The organism is Daejeonella sp., assembly GCF_049655485.1.
In the GTDB taxonomy this organism is placed as follows: domain Bacteria; phylum Bacteroidota; class Bacteroidia; order Sphingobacteriales; family Sphingobacteriaceae; genus Daejeonella.
In genome coordinates this window covers 1-20,467 of the sequence record NZ_JBASJU010000063.1, presented here as the reverse complement: position 1 = coordinate 20,467, position 20,467 = coordinate 1, and the positions used below count along the sequence as shown (strand labels likewise).

Sequence of the window (20,467 nt, the reverse complement as noted above, 5' to 3'; positions counted from 1 at the left end):
AAGGAAAAAGGAAAAACTGAACCCTAAAGGGACAGTTGAGAAAGTGAAGAAAGTAAAGAAATATTATTCTGTAGGGGGACCCCTTAAGCCTGTAAACAGGATATCAAGAAAATATCCAATTGTATCATTGTTTATGAAAAGGGATATTCCTGGTGAAAGTTTGAGCTTCTCAATGAAGCTTATTTTTGTAAATGTCTTATCGAAATGTACTGCACAGGCCCAGCAAAATTCAGCTTTTTTAGTAACGTGCAGTTTGTGGGTGCAACTGGAATGTACTTTATCTTTTACACAGGAAATCTTGACTTCAGAATTACGATGATTATGGAGGAAATCTATAGGAATAAGTGTTACAGAGAAGCTCAGCAGCAAAACTACTGATAAGGCAAGGCCTAATGATCTCTTAACTCTCTTCATAACTAATTCAAAAATATGTAAAAGAGAAATAATATCCTAATTCAGATATTTTAGTCTTGTAACGATTTTATATCTGACTGAAGCAGCTTCAACGTTTCTTCGCCGTTAAATTCAATTTTCCAAGGAGCAGTTAATCACTCTGCTTTACTTTCCAGGATTTCAAGCTGAATAAGAACTTCCTCTTCTTTAACCGGAAATGGAATATAATTTCTAACGTTTTGATGTACAGCTTCAAAAAGATCGATGTACCTGCCTCTTACCGAAGGTATCAATTCGGTAGTCTTTTCTCCTGAAGAGTTAACGGTTGTTAATTTTCCATCTTTCCCGACCGCTTCTTTACCAAAATCTTCATCACCGGGCTTCATACCGGCTATTAACTGATCTTCCTGCGAATCGCAAAACGATTTCAAAAAGGATCCCTTTGTTCCGTGAATCACGATCCCTGGCAAAGGGTCGGCCACGAGAAGACTTGTAGTGATGAAAACATTTTTCTGGCCGGGGTATACAAGGTGAATATGTCCATAGTCGTCGACCTTGGAATTTTCACGGTAAATTCCTGTGATCTTGCGGTAGCTATCGGGTTTACCTAAAATGCAAATTGTCTGGTCGAGAAGGTGCGCAGCCAGATCATACACAACGCCACTTGCGGGAAAAGGGTTTTCTTTAAATGCCTTCGGCCCAATTTCCGCACGATATCGGTCATACCGAAAGTGAATTTCTATAATTCGGCCTAATCGTCCGCTATTAATGATATCTCTTGTCACTGCAAAATCGCTAGAGAATCTCCTGTTCTGGTAGATCATGATTTTACGACCCACCTTGCGGCCAAGTTCAAATAATTCCTTTGCTTCTTTTACAGTAGGTGCAAAAGGCTTTTCAACTAATACGTGTTTACCTGCTAGCAAAGCTTTCTTTGTATGGTCTACATGTAGATTACTTGGGGTATTGACAATCACTAATTCAATCTCCTGGTCATCCAGTAGCTCTTGTAAGGAATCGTAACTTTTAACATTGGGATAATCTGTCTGAACACGTTTGTTATTATGTTCGAAAACCCCCTTAAACTCAAATCCATTATGGAAATTCACAAAGGGGGCATGAAATAGCTTACCGGACATTCCGTAGGCAAGTAAGGCAGTAACGATAGGTTTTTGCATAAACAAATATAGTAATGTGGATTAAGGAACAAAGAGATGGTTTAATCGAACCGGAATAGCGCATTTATGAGTAAATATTTCTCTCAGAAAAGATAGCGCCATATTTCGAATTTTTCCAGACTTTTACTCCCATGAAACCATCGGAAATAAACGAAAAATGGCTGGTTCTTCAGGAAAAAATAGCCAGAGATTTTGATACCGATATCCCCGACATGAAAGTTATGCTTTTTTTAATCGGCGTTCAGGAATTGGGAAAAGGGCCGCAAAAATTTAGTAAAAGACAGAAAGAAGAGCTTATGCACATTGCAAACTGCCGGCTTTTTAGCGAACTGGGTTTTTATGAGCTGGAAGGAATAGATCAGGATGGCTGGCCACACTGGACTTTGGTAAAACCGATACCGGCTTACACTCTGCTTGAACAGGAAATGATTATGAGGTCGCTTATTCTAACTTATTTTGAAAATTTAATAGACTAATTATGAGAAACTTTTTTTTGGTTCTTTTTATTGTTTCCGCTCTGGCTTCAGTCGCCAAACCAAAACACAGCTACGTCAAAATAAAAACTTCTAACGGTGAGTGTATAGTTATGTTGTACAATCAAACCCCAAAACACAAAGAAAATTTCCTGAAATTGACAAAAGAGGGGTTTTATAATGGAACCTTGTTTCATCGTGTTATAAATAATTTTATGATACAGGGTGGTGATCCTGATTCAAAAACAGCAACTCCGGGACAACCACTAGGTTCTGGTGATCTTGGTTATCGGGTGGATGCGGAATTTCGTGATAGCCTGTTCCACAAAAAAGGGGTGCTGGCAGCTGCAAGGGACAATAATCCTGAAAAAGCATCAAGTGCCAGTCAATTTTATTTGGTTCACGGCAAAACGTTTACTCATGAGGAACTAGAAAAAACCAGAATCACCCGTATGAACGGGAGGCACATTCCTGACTCCCAAAAGGCGATTTACAAAACACTCGGCGGAACGCCGCACTTGGACGGAAACTACACGGTTTACGGTGAAATAGTCCAGGGAATTAGCATAGTTGACACTATTGCTTCAGTTGCCACCTCGCCAACTGACAGGCCTATCGAAAATATCCCGATGGAAGTAACTATCCTTTCAAAAAGAGAAGCAAGAAAACTGGAAAAACGAACGCCAGGACTTAAAAACAATGCTCTTTAATTTTCATGAAAATAATCTCATACAATGTTAACGGGATACGTTCGGCCTTCAGTAAAAATTGGCTTTCCTGGCTTAAGGCGTCTGATCCGGATGTCGTATGCCTCCAGGAAATAAAAGCAAGTCCTGATCAACTGGTTGACCTCTTACTTTTGGAACAAATGGGATATGAGCACTATTGGAACCCGGCTGAAAAAAAAGGGTATAGTGGCACAGCAATATTTACCAAACATTCGCCCAGACATGTAGAATATGGTTGTGGGATAGAAGAATATGATCGCGAGGGGCGTGTAATACGTGCGGATTTTGAGAACTTTTCTGTAATGAGTACTTATTTCCCCTCAGGCTCCAGCGGCGATGAGCGGCAGCAATTTAAATACCGTTTCTTGGAGGATTTTCAGGAATACGCCGACAAAATAAAAATAGACCATCCTAAACTTGTGATTTCAGGCGACTATAATATTTGTCACCAAGCCATAGATATTCACAATCCTAAATCCAATGCAAATTCATCTGGCTTCCTTCCGGCCGAGCGCGAATGGTTGGGAAATTTTATTTATTCCGGATTTGTAGATAGTTTCCGTTATATGAATTCCGAACCTCATAATTATACCTGGTGGAGTTACCGCGCTAATGCCAGGTCGAAAAATCTAGGCTGGCGTATCGATTACAATATGGTCTCAGAAGCTTTACGCGATAACATCAGGCGCTCAGCAATCCTACCTGAAGCCCGTCATTCAGATCATTGTCCGGTTCTGCTGGAACTTAAATTTTAAAGTGTAAAGTAACCCTGATTTGGTTTCCATCTATTTAAGTTCTGAAGTTCCAGGTTTTTTCGGGTGTAATACACAAATCTAGCGGAATATCAAATTCATTCACATCGCTGATCTCATCAATAGGTTCAAAAAATGACATGCCTATTTTGCCAACATCGGGCCGGCATTCCGATAAAAAACGATCATAAAAGCCTTTCCCATAACCAACTCGGTTACCCTTTTGGTCGAACCCAAGCAAAGGAACAAAAACGATGTCAATTTCCTCATTAGGCACAACTTTTCCATGAATAGGCTCAGGGATATCATATTTGTTTCTGCCTAAAATAGTGTATTCATGATCATAGAGAATATTTGTGATAGACAGGTTGGTAAAATCAGTCCGGGGTATCACAATTGTGAGTTTCGGGTGCTGAAGTTTAAAATAATTTAGCAGGGAAAAAGTATCGATTTCATTGTGTTTCCTAATGGGGAGGAAAATATGAACCATGCTATAGTTCAACCAATTGACAAGTTTAACCTGATCCATAATGTCCTCTGTAAGAGCCCAGTAATTGGACCTTGAGAGCTGAAGGCGTCGTTCTAAAGACTGTTGACGTAGTGTAGCTTTATCCACGTCCCTAATTTAAAAAACTCTTCCAGAATATCGCTAAATAAAAAAAACGGCCTCTCCACCTCTGGAAAGACCGCATAATCAACCTAAACTAAAACTAAACTATAATACTATTTTACCCTTTCTATATATTCACCGGTGCGAGTATCAACTCTGACCTTATCTCCCTGATTTACAAATAAGGGAACCCTGATTTCAATACCAGTTTCAACAGTCGCACTTTTCAATGCATTGGTAGATGTATCACCTTTAACAGCAGGTTCCGTGTAAGTAATCTCAAGTTCTACAGTGGTCGGTGCCTGGGCCATAATCGGTTCTTCACTTTCAAAAGAAACGATAACATTCATACCTTCTTTAAGGAATTTTGCCGCCGAGCCAAACAAAGTTTTTTCGATACTGAATTGCTCAAAGGAGGTATTATCCATTACAATGAAATAATCGCCTTCTTCGTAGAGATACTGGTAATCGCTCGTTTCTACGCGGCAGATCTCTACTTGCTCATCTGTTCCAAGACGTGCCTCTACAGTTTTTCCACTCTTGATATTCCGAAATTTGCCGATGTAAAAAGCACCGCCTTTCCCCGGGGTGCGATGAACGATCTCATCTACGGTTACCAGTTCGCCATTATATCGTAAAATATTACCTGTTTTAATCTCTGACGCTTTTGCCATAATACATTCGTGGTTTCGAGCGGCAAAGATACGGGGAATTAATTAATTTTCAAAGAAGGCAAAAAAACAGGAGACCAAGACCCGAATATTTGGTCGTTTTGAAGGTTTAAGCCAGGTCGTTTCTTGATAATTTCAGATAGGTTATTTATAGTCTTCAACGCTTAATTTTTCGTTGCAAAAAGCATATTCATGTTCCTGATTAGAACAAACAATGACAAGTCGATCGTTGGAAAACTGTTTAATAAGTGAAAGATACCATTCTATGCCTTGTTGGTCAAGGTTAGAGGTCGGCTCATCGAGCAGAAGTACTTTAGTATCAGAACAGAAAGCAAGTGCAAGTTTCACCCGCTGCTTCATACCGGAAGAAAAGTTTTTAAGAGCCTTATGTTCTGAATGTAATAGATTCAGAAGCGCAATAAGAGTTCGTTTATCATAACCATCCCGGTAATTTTTAAACTGGAAATGGAAGTCGATGTGTTCATTAAGAGAGAATTCCTCGATTAGATCCAGGTAAGGTGCCGCAATGCTCAGTTCCGGAAATACATTTTCGATATCAATCTGAACACCTTTTTTCGTATAATTCAACTTACCTTCTGAACTGGTGAGGCTGCCCGAAATTACCTGAAGCAGGGTTGATTTACCGCTGCCATTTGCACCAAGGATTGCGTATGACTTCCCGCTTTCGAATGTATAATTTAGATTTTTGAAGATCCAATCCCGGTTAAAACGTCGTCCAATCTGTTCGAGGATGATCTTCATTGCCAATTACGAATTACGTTCCCACTTCAGCTTCGGGGGTGATTGCAGAATTCGTGAGGAAACCATTTGGGACGAATTTACACCTTTAAACTCCACTGCCAAAGCCTTTCATTACGCCGCGATTCGAGTTACGAATAAAATCGAGTATTTCGTCGCGTATTTCTGTTGGTTCGCGTTCAGTTTCAATAATATCGAGTGCACGGCTTATATTTAACTTCTTTAAGAAAATAGTCCTGTAAATATCCTGAATCTCATAAATCTGCTCTGAGGAGAAACCTCTTCTTCTAAGGCCAACCGAATTAATTCCAACATAAGAAAGCGGTTCCCGGCCTGCTTTAGTATATGGCGGCACATCCTTACGAACAAGCGATCCTCCGGAAATAATAGAATGAGCTCCAATGGATACAAACTGATGAACCGCCGAGGCGCCACCAATAAATGCGTAATCCTGAACCTCGATATGCCCTGCTAGTTGGACAGAGTTTGCAATAATTACATTATCTCCGATTACGCAATCATGAGCAACATGAACGTATGCCATAAGAAGGCAATTTGCTCCTATAGTAGTTGTATTTTTATCAAGTGCTGTTCCCCGGTTAAGTGTAACACATTCTCGGATGATCGTATTATCACCGATCGTAACAGTCGACGCTTCACCCTTATATTTTAAATCTTGCGGTTGCGCAGAAATTACTGCCCCCGGGAATATGCGGCAGTTCTTTCCAATTCGCGCCCCCTCCATTATGGTTACGTTAGAACCTATCCATGTGCCCTCACCAATGGTTACATCTTTGTATATTGTTACAAATGGCTCAATCACAACATTGTCAGCAATTTTCGCTTGTGGATGGATATATGCTAATGGCTGGATCATACGCTTACTTCACTTTCTTTAACTCTGATAATTTGTGCCATCATTTCTGCTTCCACTACAATTTTTTCGCCTACCATACCAACTCCTTTCATCTGGCAAATCCCTCGTCGTATTGGCTCCATCAGATCGCATCTAAAGATAATGGTATCTCCGGGTAATACTTGTGCACGGAATCTTACTTTATCTATTTTTAGAAAATAAGTCAGGTAGTTTTTGGGGTCCGGGACGGTACTTAACAACAAAATCCCGCCCGTTTGGGCCATGGCTTCGATCTGGATTACCCCAGGCATCACAGGGGCACCAGGAAAGTGGCCTTTAAAGAACTCTTCATTCATTGTGACATTTTTAACACCCACAACAAAGGTTTTAGTCAGCTCCAGTATTTTATCAATAAACAAAAAGGGCTGCCTGTGAGGAAGCATGTTCATAATCTGAACTACATCATATAATGGAGTTGCGTTAGGATTATAGATCTGAACGTGTTTTTTACTCTTATCTTTTTTTATTTGTGCTTTTATCTTCTTTGCAAAAGCAATGTTTGCCGCATGGCCGGGCCTGGCTGCCATGATATGGCCTTTCAATGGTACCCCAACTAGTGCCAGGTCACCAATCATATCTAAAAGTTTATGACGAGCCGGTTCGTTCTGGTGACGAAGTTCGATATTATTAAGAATTCCTTCTTTAGCGACGTCGATATCGTCCCTGTTGAAAAGCTTAGCTAAGTTCTTAAGCTCTTCTTTGCTTACTTGTTTATCAACAACAACAATCGCGTTATTTAAATCTCCTCCCTTTATAAGGTTGTGTTTCAACAACATTTCTAACTCATGCAGGAAACAGAAGGTTCTGCAGGATGCTATCTCTTTTTTAAATTCCGAAATAGTAGTGATTGCTGCGTGCTGGCTTCCTAATACCGGTGAATTGTAATCGATCATACAGGTAAACCTGTAGTCATCGAGAGGCATGGCTACCATTTCAACCTTTCGATCAGGTTCTGAGTAGTGAATATTGTGAGGAATTGTATAATACTCGCGATAAGCCTCTTGCTCCACAAACCCAGCTTTTTCTAAAGCCTCCATAAACATAATCGAACTTCCATCCATGATAGGGGTTTCAGGCCCGTCAAGCTCGATTATAACATTATCAACCTCAGCACCAACCAGACTTGCTAGTACGTGTTCAACAGTGTTAACGCTGGCACCATTTTGGGAAATTGTTGTTCCACGTGAAGTATCGGTAACATTATCAACATCCGCATCAATAATGGGAGAGCCGGGCAAATCTATTCGTTGGAATTTATAACCATGATTTTCTGGTGCGGGCTTAAATGTCATGGTAGCCACATGCCCCGTATGTAAGCCAACCCCTGTAACTGAAACTTCAGATTTTATTGTTCTTTGTTTTACATTCATAGTATTTTCTTAATCAGTCTCCCTAACCGATTATTTTACATAGTCTCTAATGATTTTTTCAAGTTCCAGAATTCTCTTCTCAAGTTCGGGCAGCCTCTTCATCACAACCTGCACCTTAAGAGACTCGCGGTAGGTTCCAAGTGGCACTCCATTCCAGCTTAAGTTCTCCTCTTTTATTGAATTGTTAACGCCAGACTTCGCTCCAATATTTGACCCATTCGCTATAGTAATATGCCCTACAATGCCTACTTGTCCCCCTATAACGCAGTTTTCGCCGATTTTAGTGCTTCCGGAAATCCCGGTTTGGGCAGCAATGACTGTATTTGCTCCTACCTCCACATTGTGTGCGATCTGGATCAGGTTGTCGAGTTTTACTCCCTTACGGATAATCGTCGAGCCCATTGTGGCGCGATCAACAGTTGTATTCGAACCAATTTCAACGTTTTCTTCAACAACAACATTTCCTATCTGGCTAACCTTGCGATAACTTCCCAGACCATCTGGAACAAATCCAAATCCGTCTGCACCAATGATAGCACCGGAATGAATTATACTTTTGTCGCCAATTTCACAATTGAAATATACTTTGACCCCGGCATACAAAGTAACATTCTTCCCAATCGTCACATTGTCGGCAACATAAACGTTGGGATAAATTTTACTCCCATCACCTATTTTAACATTAGGGCCGATGTAAGCAAATGATCCGACATATACGTCCTTACCTATCTTAGCAGTTGGATGGACAAAACTATATTGTTCGATTCCGTTTTTATTCGACTTAATTATTTCATCATACTTCTCTAGAAGCACAGAAAATGCACTATAGGAATTCTTTACTCTAATCAGAGTAGCAGCTACGGGCTGAGAGGGGATAAAGTCGTCGTTGACGATAATAATAGATGCCTGTGATGTATAGACATACTGTTCGTACTTGGTGTTTGATAGAAACGAAAGAGAACCTTCCCGGGCTTGTTCGATCTTTGACAGCTGAGTAACTGCGACGTCGGCATTACCTTCAACAGTACCTTCTAGTAATACTCCAATCTGATGTGCAGTTAATTGCATTCGGCAAATTTAGATGTTATTAGTTAACGAACAAATTTAGTACTTGTAAGTGCATTGTGCACTAGACGTGTCAATCCTTAAATAGTTTTACTTCTTTAATATAACAAAGAATATATTTCTGAACGGTCCGTACCAACGCTTCGAGATTTGAATTATCTGATGCGGTAGTAATGTCCTGGATTGTTCCGTTTTTCATCAATATTTTTATACTGCCACTGCCAACGCTGTATGCATTATTCTTTATCGTATCAGTAAATACGAAATATGAAGTGTCATCATCTTCAATTTCGAACTCATCTGTTGCATTTTCTGCAAGATCATTAATTTTTTCCAGAGAAGGTGGTTCATTGGTAATTTCAACCTGGTAGAGATTCCGCTGGATTAAATGTGTACATAGAGTGGATAAAATCAGATCTTCGTCATCACACCAAACCTTAATAGAAGTGAAGATGTCGTTGTCGTCTAATTTTGTAAAAAGCTCCAATATTCTATGATCATTCTTAAAATCCTCACGGCTTATTGAGTTATTCAGGAAGAAGGCGAAAGATGGGGTAGCGAACAAGTTTCTTCCCAGGCCAGACAGTTCTTTTGCGCGTTCAAGTATCTTAACAAGCATTTGTTCTGCAGCTATGACTGTTTTATGTAAATAAACCTGCCAGTACATTAATCTCCGCGCTATCAGGAACTTTTCGATAGAATAAATGCCTTTCTCTTCTACTACAAGCTGGTCATCTACTATGTCCAGCATCTTTATTATCCTGTCGAAGCTGATAACTCCCTCAGATACTCCGGTAAAAAAACTATCTCTGTTAAGATAATCCATCCTGTCAATATCAAGTTGTCCTGAAACGAGCTGATGAAAAAATCTTTTGTGATAACGGTCGTTGAAAATCTCCAGTGCAAGGTGTAGCCGCCCATCAAACTCCTGATTCAGCGTGTCCATCAAGAGCTTGGAAATATGCTCGTGTGAAATACCTTCTACAATGGTGTGCTCGAGTGCATGCGAAAATGGGCCGTGTCCGATATCATGTAAAAGTATAGCGATAGTTACCGCTTCTTCTTCTTCCTGAGAAACAGCCTGTCCTTTGCTTTTTATCGTATCGATTGCAAGGCTCATTAAATGCATGGAGCCTATGGCATGATGAAAGCGGGTGTGCAGCGCTCCTGGATACACCAGGTGGGTCATTCCCAGCTGTTTAATATAACGAAGACGCTGAACATAAGGGTGCTGTATAAGATCAAAAACCAATTCTGAAGGAATGGTGATAAATCCATAAACCGGATCATTAATTATTTTCTTCTTATTCAAAATTCAGAACCCTAAGGCACAAAAATTGTTATTTTAAATGACAATTGGGCTTTTAAAAAAGTTCGTTGTATCATTTATTGCTAAATTTACATTGATATGCAAGAAACAAACATTTTGTGGGCAGATGATGAAATCGATTTGCTCAAACCACATATATTATTTTTGAATGAAAAGGGTTACAAAATCAAAACAGTTACTAATGGAAATGATGCATTAGATTGTTTTATAAAAGAAAATTTTGACCTTGTGTTTTTAGATGAAAATATGCCGGGTCTCACGGGTTTAGAAACACTTGCAAAAATAAAGACCATCGATCCAGACGTGCCTATTGTACTTATCACCAAAAATGAAGAGGAGTACATGATGGAGGATGCAATTGGATTTAAAATTGATGATTATCTTATTAAGCCAGTTAATCCCAAACAGATTCTTCTAACCATCAAAAAACTTATAGATAATAAAAGACTTGTCAGCGAGAAAACATCTATGGCCTATCAGCAGGATTTTAGGACCCTGGGAATGACTCTTAATGACAATCTTAGCTATTCAGAATGGGTTGACGTTTATAAGAAATTGGTTTACTGGGAGCTTTCGCTCGAAACACTGGAAGATGAAGGAATGCATGAAATTCTCACAGTCCAGAAAGCAGAAGCGAACGTCCAATTTTCAAAATTTGTTGAGAAGAATTATTTGAACTGGTTAAAAAACCCTCAGGACGGTCCAATCACTTCCAACCAGCTATTCGCCAAAAAAGTATTTCCTTCTCTCGAATCAAAAAAACCAACCTTTTTCATACTGATAGACAACCTTCGTTACGACCAATGGAAGATGATAAACTCCATTCTTATGGATTACTATAGGGTCGACGCGGAGGAAAGTTACTACAGTATTCTTCCTACTGCAACACAATATGCCAGGAATGCCATCTTCTCGGGACTCATGCCATTAGAAATGGAAAAGCGATTTCCGGACATGTGGCAGAATGATGAGGATGAAGGCGGTAAAAATTTATATGAAGAAAAGTTCCTTGCTGACCAGATTCAGCGGCTCATGCGAAAAGAGTGTAAATATTCTTATAATAAAATCCTGACCTACGAACAGGGGAAGGCTATCAACGAGAATATCAACAATCTGATGGGCAATGACCTGAATGTCATTGTATACAACTTTGTCGATATGCTTTCGCATGCACGTACAGATATGGCTATGATACGGGAACTTGCTAATGACGAAGCAGCATACCGCTCCTTAACTCTTTCATGGTTCGTCCACTCACCTCTTTTGGATGCTCTGAAAAAACTTGCACAAAAAGATATAAAACTTATAATTACTACTGATCACGGTACAATAAGGGTAAAACATCCAAGCAAAGTGATTGGTGACAGGAATACAAATTCGAACTTGCGTTATAAACAAGGCAAAAATCTCAATTTTAATGCAAAAGAAGTGTTCCATGTAAAGAATCCTCACGACGCGATGTTACCTAAGCTTCATATGAGCTCAGGTTTCATCTTCGCAAAAGAAGACAGTTACTTTGTTTATCCCAACAATTACAATCAGTTTGTAAACTATTTTAATGAAACCTTCCAGCACGGAGGTATCTCATTGGAAGAAATGATCGTACCGTACGTAACATACAGCCCTAAATAGGATTCAAGATCAGGCATATTTTCTATTTTTACGGCATGGAAATTCTGCTTCGTGATATTAATGAACTTCCCGATGCTGCAAGGCAATTACTGGACTTTTCCACGGGAGAAAGAGTATTTCTATTTGAAGGGCCGATGGGAGCGGGGAAAACCACCTTCATTAAATTCATTTGTGAAGAACTTGGAGTTGATGATACCGCATCCAGCCCAACTTACTCGATTGTTAATGAGTATAATTCACCGCTTGGCCAGGTGTTTCATTTTGATTTCTTTCGAATCAAGAGTGAGATCGAGGCATATGATCTTGGCTTTGAAGAATATGCTTATTCGGGAAATTACTGTTTCATTGAGTGGCCCGAAAGAATCGAAGGCCTGTGGCCCCGAAACTATATTAAGGTAATTATGGAAACCGACGAAAATCTACGAACGATACATTTAAGCAAAATCTGAAAGTAATTAATGTAAATTAAGACTGCATCTTTTTTTAAATTTTTTGTACCTTCCATCCCCTATTGAAATCCTATGATGAGTGAATTATCTGACATTGCAAGACAGGCTATGATGCAGCCGCAGGAGGCAATGTTGGAAGTTAGGAATAAGAAAAATAGCCTTTATATAGGTATTCCCAAGGAAACCTCCTTCCAGGAAAACCGGATTGCACTCACCCCACTGTCCGTTGGCTTATTAATCCAAAATGGTCATGAAGTAGTTATCGAAGCTGGTGCAGGGATAGCTGCAAACTTTACCGATGATCATTACAGTGAGCAGGGAGCGCGGATTGTATATGATAAAAAGGAAGTATATAAAGCAGATATAATAATCAAAATTGCTCCTCCTACGCCCGATGAGCTAATTATGATGAAAATGGGACAAGTCTTATTTTCTGCACTTCAAATGGCAACAATGAAAGCGGAATTTTTGCAGGCTCTGATGAAAAAGAAGGTTACAGCTTTCTCCTTTGAGTATCTTCGAGACGAGGGGAATGTTCTTAGCGTGGTCAGGGCGATGAGCGAGATTGTAGGGGCAACTTCTGTTCTTATCGCTGCAGAGTACTTGAGTAATGTTTTTGAAGGCAAAGGTTTAATGCTTGGTGGTATAACCGGCGTGCCTCCAACCGAAATTGTGATTCTTGGTGCTGGTACTGTTGGAGAATATGCTGCCAGAACTGCAATTGCATTGGGCGCTGAAGTCAAGGTTTTTGACAGTTCAATCTATAGATTAAGGCGGCTTCAAAATAATATTGGAACTCGCGTCTTTACCTCAGTCATACAGCCGGTAGTCCTCCAGAAAGCAATCCTGAACTGTGATGTCGCTATAGGGGCAATCCGGGCAAGCCACGGCCGGAGCCCTTGTATTGTATCTGAAGAAACTGTTAGTAAAATGAAACCTAATTCAGTAATAATTGATGTAAGCATAGATCAGGGTGGTTGTTTTGAAACATCAAAAGTTACGAATCATACCGTTCCTACCTTTAGGAAACACGACGTTATTCACTATTGCGTGCCCAATATTGCATCACGTGTTTCGCGTACCGCTACTTACGCTTTAACCAATATTTTTACACCCATTTTACTGGATATCGGGGAAATGGGCGGGGTCATGAATCTCATTTGGGAACGGCCGGGAATACGAAATGCAACCTATTTATACCAGGGTAAATTAACTAATAAAGACCTTTCAGAACGTTTTAATATACCTGTTAAGGATCTTGATCTGCTCATAGTTTCAAATCGATGATTAACAGGCTCATACTATTCTTTTTTGTAATTCTTTCACCTCAACTTTTTGCCCAAAAAGCCAATCCTTTTGGATTAAAGGTTATAAACAGCATAGCAGATTATAAAAACGAGGTGTCTGAGAATCCCGAAAAAGAACTCGTAGAACTCAAAAAATATATCCCTGGAATTAAATTGGATATTCGGTACGCGACAAAAAACAACTTTGCAAAACAAGCGGTTTATAAACAGGCGCGTGCATTTGCGAGATTACCTGTGGCAAAAGCTCTGAAAAGTGTACAAGCCGAACTTAACAAGTCTGGTCTGGGTTTAAAAATATTTGACGCATATCGTCCTTACAGTGTTACTGTTAAGTTTTTTGAAGTTGCATCCGATAAAAACTTTGTTGCAGATCCCAAAGAAGGATCCAGACATAACCGCGGATGTGCTATAGACCTTACGATAATAAACTTAAAAACCGGAAAGGAGTTAAAAATGCCTACTCCTTACGACAGCTTCGCTGCCGAAGCAAGCCCAAGCTTTATGGATTTGCCTCCGCAGGTAATAAAGAACCGTGATCTGCTGATTAACGTCATGCAAAGAAATGGTTTCTGGGTACTAGACAATGAATGGTGGCACTTCGATTTCAAAGGCTGGAAAAGTTTTGAGCTGATGGATATCGGGTTTGAAGAACTTTGAGGTGAATAAAGAGCAAGGAGCAAGGACTTTTTCTCGTTCCTACAATCTTATCTGTAGAATATTAACTATTAGTTTGTCTGTTGTCTTTGTTCCTTATTCCTTGTTCCTGGCTCTCTAAAATCGCTTCCGCCAATCCCCTCAATTCAATCTTACTATGCCCGCTATTTAAAACTACCCGATTCAAAGGTTTGCCCTTAGGGTCCGGGTATGCAAAAGAAGATATCATAATCCCTTTCGGAGCCAGAAAATTGCCGGCATAAGCATCATTGATCAAAATAACCGGAAAATCATTGATATATGACAGGCCTGCTATCTTACCAATGAGGCCAGTGAAGAATTTTGTGTTGGATCTAAGTTTTTGCAATTCTTCCTGGTAAATCGCATACGCATTAACGTAGGCCAATAAAACTCCCGGTGAGGGCGGGGAAGCTCCTGCATAAACAGGGGAAGTTCTTAATTTATCTATGATTTTCTTTGTTCCTAAAATTACGCCAGCATCAACACCTAATGCTTTTGCCATTGATGCGATTACTATGGTTTCAACATTCGGGAGCCGGGGAATTCTTGAATACACACCCTCACCCTTTTCACCCGTAATACCTATACCATGCGAATCGTCTACCAGTAGGCAAACCCTCCTGTCCGGTAGAATTTCGTTTAGCCAGTCAAACTCAAAAATTTCGGGAAAAAGATTGTTAAGCGAATTTGTGATTAGAAAGACGGGTTCATTCGAATCATTAACTTCCTCAACAGTTTGATCGACCCATTCTCTAAAACTCATAACTGGAGGCTTTGGTTGCCCAATCCATAAGGCGGGATGAGTGTCAGGAGCATAAATAAAACGAAAATTTTGAAAATAATGCTGTATTACCAGTTGGGCTGATAAGTACCCGCTTGATACTATTATCGAATCCTCCGCTCCGCATCTTTTTGCCGCCTCTGATTCCGCATGGGCAAACACATCAAGGCTGACGTTATTATTCCTCGAAGCTCCATAATTTATCCCATAAAGATCAATTCCTTCTAATACAAGTTGTTTGAATTTTTCATTAAATGGAATTCCCAGGTAGGCGGTGCCTCCGAAAAATAGTTTCATGCTTATTATGGTCCGTAAATTGCCTGTAATCAATGAAAATCACAAATATGAGTTTTAATTTTATAAAACTGATTAATCTCAGGATATTCACGTAATAAACTTATATGGAAAAAAAGGAAAAGTTTAAGTTAAAAAATTCCGGGAACTTGCTTTATAAGGCATCCAATGCATTCTTAGACGATAATGCGTTGAAAATGAGCGCATCCCTGGCATATTACACAACATTTGCTATTGCGCCGCTTCTATTAATCATCGTGTCGCTTGCAGGCATTTTTTATGGACAGGAGGCCGCTCAGGGCAAGATCTTTGCCGAAATTAATAAATTTGTCGGGACCGACGCCGCTGTGCAAATTCAGGAAACAATTAAAAGCATTTCTGATAATCAGCAATCTACATTTGCAATAATTATTGGTTCCATTACCCTTTTTATTGGTACTACCGGCGTTTTTATTGAAATACAGGATTCCATTAATTCCATTTGGAGAGTGAGGGCAAAACCTAAAAAGGGCTGGTTGAAAATGATCACGAACAGGGTCCTTTCCTTTTCTATGGTTATCGGATTAGGATTTCTCCTGATTGTTTCGCTTGTAATCAACGGGATGGTATTAGCTTTAAGCTCCAAGCTTCAAATCTATTTTCCAGACATTACCATATTTGTCATTAATATGGTCAACCTCGTGCTGACTTTTGCTATAATCTCCACATTATTTGGAATCATATTTAAATTCCTGCCTGATGTGTTGATCGAATGGGAAGATGTTAGATTGGGGGCATACTTTACTGCTATACTATTTATGATCGGTAAGTTTCTGATCGGCTTATATATCGAGCAGGTTGGGCCCGGTTCTGCTTACGGAGCAGCAGGTTCTCTAATCGTGATCCTTATATGGGTCTATTATACTTCTGCTATACTGTTTTTTGGAGCAGAATTTACGCAGGTATATTCAGACTGTTATGGAGGCAAGATCAGGCCGGCAGAATATGCGGTTTTCGTATCCCAGGTTGAAGAAGAAAAAAAAGTAGCGGTTTTACCAGTTCAGGATCATGATAAAACCTATGAAGGCACAACTAAGATCAAAAAGTGATCTTTCGTGTTAATTCAACCGATCCTGAAGCAATATCATTAAAATGCTCATCAAATTCGGAAAAACCAATGGCTTTAAGGCTCAACGGTATGGATGTAAATATTCATCCATTCTATCATTTCTGACCCACGGTTGCGGCCGTTACAATTGTAGCTCTAAAAAGAAAAGATAAGTCTACGACCTTTGTAAGAAGAATTACAAAGAATTGAATCGGATTATCATATTATGCCGTAACTTGTTTAGGCATCATGTGTAATTTCCTGATTAAGCGGGTTATATCCTCTTTTATGATAAAAGTTTTTATCGTAATGTTCGCTTATTTCCCATGCTTCAATGATGCAGTAGCCCAAAAGTTCGAGTTCCCCGGAAAGCGTAAAAAAGAAATTGTCCCCTTTAAAATGGCCAAAAATTTGATGATCATCAAACTAATGGTTAATGGAAAAGGGCCATTTAATTTTGTTCTGGATACTGGGGTAGGGTTGATGCTGATTTCTGATCCTTCACTTATTGATTCCGTTGCGATCAAAACCCTGCGAAGTATCAATATCACGGGTTTTGGTGATGGCGACCCATTAAGTGCTTATGTAACCCCCTCTATCGATGTTGGTTTTGGAACGACAACTGCTAAAGGCTTATCGGCTGCAATTCTTAGGAAAGATATTTTTGAGCTTTCGAATTATGTTGGGATGCCTGTCCACGGGCTGATTGGATATGAATTTTTCAACAGTTTTGTTGTGAAGATAAATTTCACCTTAAATACCTTGACTATTTACAGACCCGAAACAGCTTATATAGCGCGAAAGGGATATCGTATTCCTCTAATGATTGAGGACAGGAAACCCTATCTTATTTCAAACATTCAATTAGATTCTGGTGAGAAGATAGCTGCTAAACTCATCCTGGACACAGGGGCAGGCCATCCCCTTTCACTGGAAACAAATGGAGGAGTTCCTTTTGAAGTTCCCAAAATAAACATCGCGGGAAATCTGGGCATTGGCCTCTCGGGACCCATAAGTGGTTATATAAGTCGTGTCAAATCATTGACTTTTGGGAAATATACCTTAACCGATGTAATTACAGCTTTTCCCGATTACGACGATGTAGCCTCAAAGGTTTATTCGGTAAGCAGGAATGGGAACATGGGAATAATGGTTCTTAGAAAGTTCAATGTGATTTTTAATTACAATGAGTCCGCTTTATACATAAAGCCCGGAGTTACGCTAAATGAACCTTTCGAGCACGATATGAGTGGCATGGAACTTACATCTGCGGGGGAGAATTTCGAACGATTAATTGTTACCCGTGTGGAACCAGGATCTTCTGCAGATGAAATCGGATTGCGTAACAATGATGAGATACTGGCTATAAATTTCAAACCGGTTACCGAAATGACAGCGTCAGAAATAGATAATTTATTTCGATCCAAATCCGACCGAAGCTTCATTCTTGATGTCCTGCCGCAGGGTAGCAAAAATATTAGGAACCGAGAAAGAGTCATCCTGACCCTAAAAAGAAGAATTTAACAAGAGAATTTTAATTTGGTAATAAGTATCCCATTATTACTTCCAAATAATACATTTGTAGATTAAGTATTTCTAATCCTTTATTTTTTTATGAATATTAATTTAACCTATCTCCGTTATGCAGTAGCTGCGGTGTTATTGGTGAATCTGTGCCCCGAAAATGTGGCAGCTCAAAACAGAAGACAAACCGATCCCCCGGCTCCTGCAACAAGCACTACCCCAGCACCGGCCACTCCAACGCCAAAAACAGGAATCAGGCCGTATAAGGAAGTTATTACTGACAAAGCTAAGACCGACAATGGACTTTTTAAAGTCCACCGCTTAGACGGGAAATACTTTTACGAGATCCCTGATTCTCTTTTCGATCGGGAAATGCTTGTCGTGACCCGTTACGCAAAAACACCTACTGTCGACGGTACATATGGCGGTGAAGAGCTAAACGAGCAAGTTTGGAAGTGGCAAAAAAGAGATAAACAGGTATTTATTCGCATTCCTTCTTATAGGAATATTGCAGCAAAAGAAACAGAAATGTTTGAAGCAGTAAGAAATTCAAATCTGGATGCAGTCCTTTCATCATTCGATATTAAAGCGTTAAACAAGGATTCAAATTCCGTTGTAATTGACGTAACAGACCTTTATTCAAAAGACGTTCAATCTCTGGGCCTTCCCCAAAGCTTACGTACTTTGTATAAGATAACCACAATGGATGATACACGGACGTACGTAGATACGATTAAGTCTTTTCCCATAAATATTGAAGTTCGGTCATTAAAGACCTACCGTGCGACCGACCCACCGGGTGATAAATCTATCGGCTCGATGACTGTGGAAATTCATAATTCTATGCTTCTTTTACCAAAAGTGCCGTATCAAGCGCGTTTTTCAGATGATAGGGTAGGATTTTTTAGCCAAAGCCAGACAGACTATGGATTAGATGCGCAAAAAGCACAGGTAACACGATATATTCGCCGGTGGAAACTTGAGCCCAAAGATCCCGCAGCCTATAAACGTGGGGAGTTGGTTGAACCAAAGAAACAGATTGTATATTATATTGATCCTGCTACACCTGCAAAATGGAGACCTTATCTTATTGATGGTGTAAAAGATTGGAACGTGGCTTTCGAGGCTGCTGGCTTTAAAAACGCTATTACAGCATTAGAACCGCCAACGAACGATCCTGATTGGTCTCCAGAAGACGCCAGATATTCTGTTATAAGATATTTTGCCTCTAATATTGCAAATGCCTACGGCCCTCATATCGCTGATCCGCGATCTGGTGAAATTATGGAGTCTGATATTGGTTGGTATCATAATGTAATGAATTTGGTGAGAAACTGGTTTTTCATTCAAACAGCAGCTATAAATCCAGATGCCCGCAGTGCGAAATTTAAGGATGAGATAATGGGACAGCTTATACGTTTTGTGTCATCACATGAAGTAGGGCACACTCTCGGACTGCCACACAATTTTGGATCCAGCGTAGCGTACCCTGTTGATTCACTTCGCTCCAGGACCTTCACTAAAAGGATGGGTGGGACTGCTCCTTCAATTATGGATTATGCCAGGTTCAATTATATTGCTCAGCCCGGTGATGAAGGGGTTGTATTATACCCTGGAATCGGCGACTATGATAAGTGGTCCATCAAATGGGGATACACCTGGTTTGATGGCAAAACCCCTACAGAAGAAGCTAAAATTCTAAACAAGTGGACTATCGAAAAAGCAGGTGATCCGGCTTATTTTTACGGACAGCAAACAGGCAATCCAATAGACCCGAGATCACAATCTGAAGATCTCGGTGATGATGCTATTAAAGCGTCGACTTATGGAATTGCTAACTTGAAACGAATACTTCCTAATATTGAAAAATGGACTTACGAAGAAGGCCAACCCTACAGTAACTTGCAGGAACTTTTTGGTGAGGCTATAGGTCAATGGAACCGATACATGGGGCACGTAAGGTCTAATATTGGTGGAATCTATGAGAACGATAAAACCTATGAGCAAAAAGGCCCGGTTTATACTCATGTACCGCAGGAAAAACAAAAAGAAGCAGTCAGGTTTATAAATGAACAGGCATTTAATACACCCAACTGGATGCTTAACCAAACACTTCTGAATAAATTTGACAATGCTGGTATCGTTGAGCGATTAAGAAGAACTCAGGTTGGTGTATTGAATGGTATACTTGACTTTTCCCGTCTTAACCGGGTTATCGATAATTCTGTTAAGAATGGTGCTCAGGCATATAGTATGGATGAACTATTCGCTGACCTGCGAAATGGTATCTGGTCGGAATTAAAAACGGGCGCAAATATCGATACCTACCGCAGGAATTTACAAAGGGCTTATATAGAGAGGATGTCATTTCTATTGAATGAAAATGAGCCTGCCCCTACTACCGGAGGCCAATTTTCGGCTCAGGCGGCTCCTCAGATGGATGCTTCTCAATCAGATATCCGTCCGATGGCCA

General features: G+C 40.0%; 20 protein-coding genes. 10 read left to right on the top strand and 10 right to left on the bottom strand.

What is annotated here, in order from left to right:
- Nucleotides 1-63: 63 nt before the first annotated feature.
- Together WBJ10_RS02790 and WBJ10_RS02785 are read right to left on the bottom strand one after the other, a co-directional pair.
- The gene (locus WBJ10_RS02790) at nt 64-414 is read right to left on the bottom strand and encodes a hypothetical protein (RefSeq protein ID WP_424288031.1); all 351 of its coding nucleotides are present in this window, start codon (nt 412-414) and stop codon (nt 64-66) included.
- 134 nt (nt 415-548) lie between these two features.
- Nucleotides 549-1,571: a Gfo/Idh/MocA family oxidoreductase gene (locus WBJ10_RS02785; RefSeq protein WP_424288030.1), complete on the bottom strand. Its 1,023-nt coding sequence runs from the start codon at nt 1,569-1,571 to the stop codon at nt 549-551.
- Between the two features lie 131 nt (nt 1,572-1,702).
- Here WBJ10_RS02785 and WBJ10_RS02780 point away from each other — a divergent pair, with 131 nt between their 5' ends.
- The 3 genes from WBJ10_RS02780 to WBJ10_RS02770 are packed head-to-tail and all read left to right on the top strand — an operon-like array spanning nt 1,703 to nt 3,527.
- Nucleotides 1,703-2,047, top strand: coding sequence for a hypothetical protein (locus WBJ10_RS02780; RefSeq protein ID WP_424288029.1), 345 nt, complete (start codon nt 1,703-1,705; stop codon nt 2,045-2,047).
- A 2-nt stretch (nt 2,048-2,049) separates the two neighbouring features.
- Nucleotides 2,050-2,754: a peptidylprolyl isomerase gene (locus WBJ10_RS02775; RefSeq protein ID WP_424288028.1), complete on the top strand. Its 705-nt coding sequence runs from the start codon at nt 2,050-2,052 to the stop codon at nt 2,752-2,754.
- A 5-nt stretch (nt 2,755-2,759) separates the two neighbouring features.
- Entirely contained in the window at nt 2,760-3,527 is a 768-nt protein-coding gene (locus WBJ10_RS02770; RefSeq protein WP_424288027.1) for an exodeoxyribonuclease III, read from the top strand.
- 34 nt (nt 3,528-3,561) lie between these two features.
- Here WBJ10_RS02770 and WBJ10_RS02765 read toward each other — a convergent pair whose 3' ends face one another.
- The 7 genes from WBJ10_RS02765 to WBJ10_RS02735 all read right to left on the bottom strand — a co-directional run bounded on the left by WBJ10_RS02765 (nt 3,562) and on the right by WBJ10_RS02735 (nt 10,227).
- Nucleotides 3,562-4,140 (bottom strand): 5-formyltetrahydrofolate cyclo-ligase, encoded by a 579-nt coding sequence (locus tag WBJ10_RS02765; RefSeq protein ID WP_424288026.1) that lies wholly within the window; start codon nt 4,138-4,140, stop codon nt 3,562-3,564.
- A gap of 107 nt (nt 4,141-4,247) precedes the next feature.
- Nucleotides 4,248-4,808: an elongation factor P gene (gene efp, locus WBJ10_RS02760; RefSeq protein WP_424288025.1), complete on the bottom strand. Its 561-nt coding sequence runs from the start codon at nt 4,806-4,808 to the stop codon at nt 4,248-4,250.
- A gap of 141 nt (nt 4,809-4,949) precedes the next feature.
- Nucleotides 4,950-5,567: an ABC transporter ATP-binding protein gene (locus WBJ10_RS02755; RefSeq protein ID WP_424288024.1), complete on the bottom strand. Its 618-nt coding sequence runs from the start codon at nt 5,565-5,567 to the stop codon at nt 4,950-4,952.
- A gap of 85 nt (nt 5,568-5,652) precedes the next feature.
- Nucleotides 5,653-6,441 carry an acyl-ACP--UDP-N-acetylglucosamine O-acyltransferase gene (lpxA, locus tag WBJ10_RS02750; RefSeq protein WP_424288023.1) on the bottom strand — a complete coding sequence of 263 codons (789 nt, stop codon included), beginning with the start codon at nt 6,439-6,441 and terminating at the stop codon, nt 5,653-5,655.
- On the bottom strand, nt 6,438-7,850 hold the full coding sequence (locus tag WBJ10_RS02745; RefSeq protein WP_424288022.1) for a bifunctional UDP-3-O-[3-hydroxymyristoyl] N-acetylglucosamine deacetylase/3-hydroxyacyl-ACP dehydratase: 1,413 nt from the start codon (nt 7,848-7,850) through the stop codon (nt 6,438-6,440). The genes lpxA and WBJ10_RS02745 overlap by 4 nt, the downstream gene beginning before the upstream one ends.
- A 30-nt stretch (nt 7,851-7,880) precedes the next feature.
- The gene (gene lpxD / locus WBJ10_RS02740; RefSeq protein WP_424288021.1) at nt 7,881-8,918 is read right to left on the bottom strand and encodes a UDP-3-O-(3-hydroxymyristoyl)glucosamine N-acyltransferase; all 1,038 of its coding nucleotides are present in this window, start codon (nt 8,916-8,918) and stop codon (nt 7,881-7,883) included.
- Nucleotides 8,919-8,988: 70 nt separating this feature from the next.
- The gene (locus WBJ10_RS02735) at nt 8,989-10,227 is read right to left on the bottom strand and encodes an HD domain-containing protein (protein WP_424288020.1); all 1,239 of its coding nucleotides are present in this window, start codon (nt 10,225-10,227) and stop codon (nt 8,989-8,991) included.
- A gap of 96 nt (nt 10,228-10,323) precedes the next feature.
- Between WBJ10_RS02735 and WBJ10_RS02730 the strand changes: the two genes are divergently transcribed.
- The 4 genes from WBJ10_RS02730 to WBJ10_RS02715 all read left to right on the top strand — a co-directional run bounded on the left by WBJ10_RS02730 (nt 10,324) and on the right by WBJ10_RS02715 (nt 14,290).
- Nucleotides 10,324-11,877, top strand: a complete 1,554-nt coding sequence (locus WBJ10_RS02730; RefSeq protein ID WP_424288019.1) for a PglZ domain-containing protein — start codon at nt 10,324-10,326, stop codon at nt 11,875-11,877.
- Nucleotides 11,878-11,912: 35 nt separating this feature from the next.
- Nucleotides 11,913-12,326 (top strand): tRNA (adenosine(37)-N6)-threonylcarbamoyltransferase complex ATPase subunit type 1 TsaE, encoded by a 414-nt coding sequence (gene tsaE, locus WBJ10_RS02725; RefSeq protein WP_424288018.1) that lies wholly within the window; start codon nt 11,913-11,915, stop codon nt 12,324-12,326.
- A gap of 75 nt (nt 12,327-12,401) precedes the next feature.
- Complete coding sequence (locus tag WBJ10_RS02720) at nt 12,402-13,613, top strand: alanine dehydrogenase (protein ID WP_424288061.1); 1,212 nt, start codon at nt 12,402-12,404, stop codon at nt 13,611-13,613.
- A complete protein-coding gene (locus WBJ10_RS02715; RefSeq protein WP_424288017.1) occupies nt 13,610-14,290 on the top strand; it encodes a M15 family metallopeptidase in 681 nt (226 codons plus the stop codon). The genes WBJ10_RS02720 and WBJ10_RS02715 overlap by 4 nt, the downstream gene beginning before the upstream one ends.
- A gap of 61 nt (nt 14,291-14,351) precedes the next feature.
- Here the strand turns inward: WBJ10_RS02715 and WBJ10_RS02710 are convergent, their stop codons facing one another.
- Nucleotides 14,352-15,386, bottom strand: coding sequence for an aminotransferase class I/II-fold pyridoxal phosphate-dependent enzyme (locus tag WBJ10_RS02710; protein ID WP_424288016.1), 1,035 nt, complete (start codon nt 15,384-15,386; stop codon nt 14,352-14,354).
- A gap of 104 nt (nt 15,387-15,490) precedes the next feature.
- Between WBJ10_RS02710 and WBJ10_RS02705 the strand changes: the two genes are divergently transcribed.
- From WBJ10_RS02705 to WBJ10_RS02695, 3 genes are all read left to right on the top strand, one after another.
- Nucleotides 15,491-16,471: a YihY/virulence factor BrkB family protein gene (locus WBJ10_RS02705; protein WP_424288015.1), complete on the top strand. Its 981-nt coding sequence runs from the start codon at nt 15,491-15,493 to the stop codon at nt 16,469-16,471.
- Nucleotides 16,472-16,758: 287 nt separating this feature from the next.
- Nucleotides 16,759-17,994: an aspartyl protease family protein gene (locus WBJ10_RS02700; protein ID WP_424288014.1), complete on the top strand. Its 1,236-nt coding sequence runs from the start codon at nt 16,759-16,761 to the stop codon at nt 17,992-17,994.
- 90 nt (nt 17,995-18,084) lie between these two features.
- The coding region (locus WBJ10_RS02695; RefSeq protein ID WP_424288013.1) for a zinc-dependent metalloprotease at nt 18,085-20,467 on the top strand (2,383 nt) is incomplete at its 3' end.

Coding starts and splice junctions, on each gene's coding strand:
- WBJ10_RS02745 (WP_424288022.1), bottom strand. CDS start 7,850: ATGAATGTAAAACAAAGAACAATAAAATCTGAAGTTTCAGTTACAGGG.
- efp (WP_424288025.1), bottom strand. CDS start 4,808: ATGGCAAAAGCGTCAGAGATTAAAACAGGTAATATTTTACGATATAAT.
- lpxA (WP_424288023.1), bottom strand. CDS start 6,441: ATGATCCAGCCATTAGCATATATCCATCCACAAGCGAAAATTGCTGAC.
- tsaE (WP_424288018.1), top strand. CDS start 11,913: ATGGAAATTCTGCTTCGTGATATTAATGAACTTCCCGATGCTGCAAGG.
- WBJ10_RS02720 (WP_424288061.1), top strand. CDS start 12,402: ATGAGTGAATTATCTGACATTGCAAGACAGGCTATGATGCAGCCGCAG.
- WBJ10_RS02700 (WP_424288014.1), top strand. CDS start 16,759: ATGATAAAAGTTTTTATCGTAATGTTCGCTTATTTCCCATGCTTCAAT.
- WBJ10_RS02775 (WP_424288028.1), top strand. CDS start 2,050: ATGAGAAACTTTTTTTTGGTTCTTTTTATTGTTTCCGCTCTGGCTTCA.
- WBJ10_RS02785 (WP_424288030.1), bottom strand. CDS start 1,571: ATGCAAAAACCTATCGTTACTGCCTTACTTGCCTACGGAATGTCCGGT.
- WBJ10_RS02705 (WP_424288015.1), top strand. CDS start 15,491: ATGGAAAAAAAGGAAAAGTTTAAGTTAAAAAATTCCGGGAACTTGCTT.
- WBJ10_RS02780 (WP_424288029.1), top strand. CDS start 1,703: ATGAAACCATCGGAAATAAACGAAAAATGGCTGGTTCTTCAGGAAAAA.
- lpxD (WP_424288021.1), bottom strand. CDS start 8,918: ATGCAATTAACTGCACATCAGATTGGAGTATTACTAGAAGGTACTGTT.
- WBJ10_RS02730 (WP_424288019.1), top strand. CDS start 10,324: ATGCAAGAAACAAACATTTTGTGGGCAGATGATGAAATCGATTTGCTC.
- WBJ10_RS02770 (WP_424288027.1), top strand. CDS start 2,760: ATGAAAATAATCTCATACAATGTTAACGGGATACGTTCGGCCTTCAGT.
- WBJ10_RS02715 (WP_424288017.1), top strand. CDS start 13,610: ATGATTAACAGGCTCATACTATTCTTTTTTGTAATTCTTTCACCTCAA.
- WBJ10_RS02710 (WP_424288016.1), bottom strand. CDS start 15,386: ATGAAACTATTTTTCGGAGGCACCGCCTACCTGGGAATTCCATTTAAT.
- WBJ10_RS02790 (WP_424288031.1), bottom strand. CDS start 414: ATGAAGAGAGTTAAGAGATCATTAGGCCTTGCCTTATCAGTAGTTTTG.
- WBJ10_RS02755 (WP_424288024.1), bottom strand. CDS start 5,567: ATGAAGATCATCCTCGAACAGATTGGACGACGTTTTAACCGGGATTGG.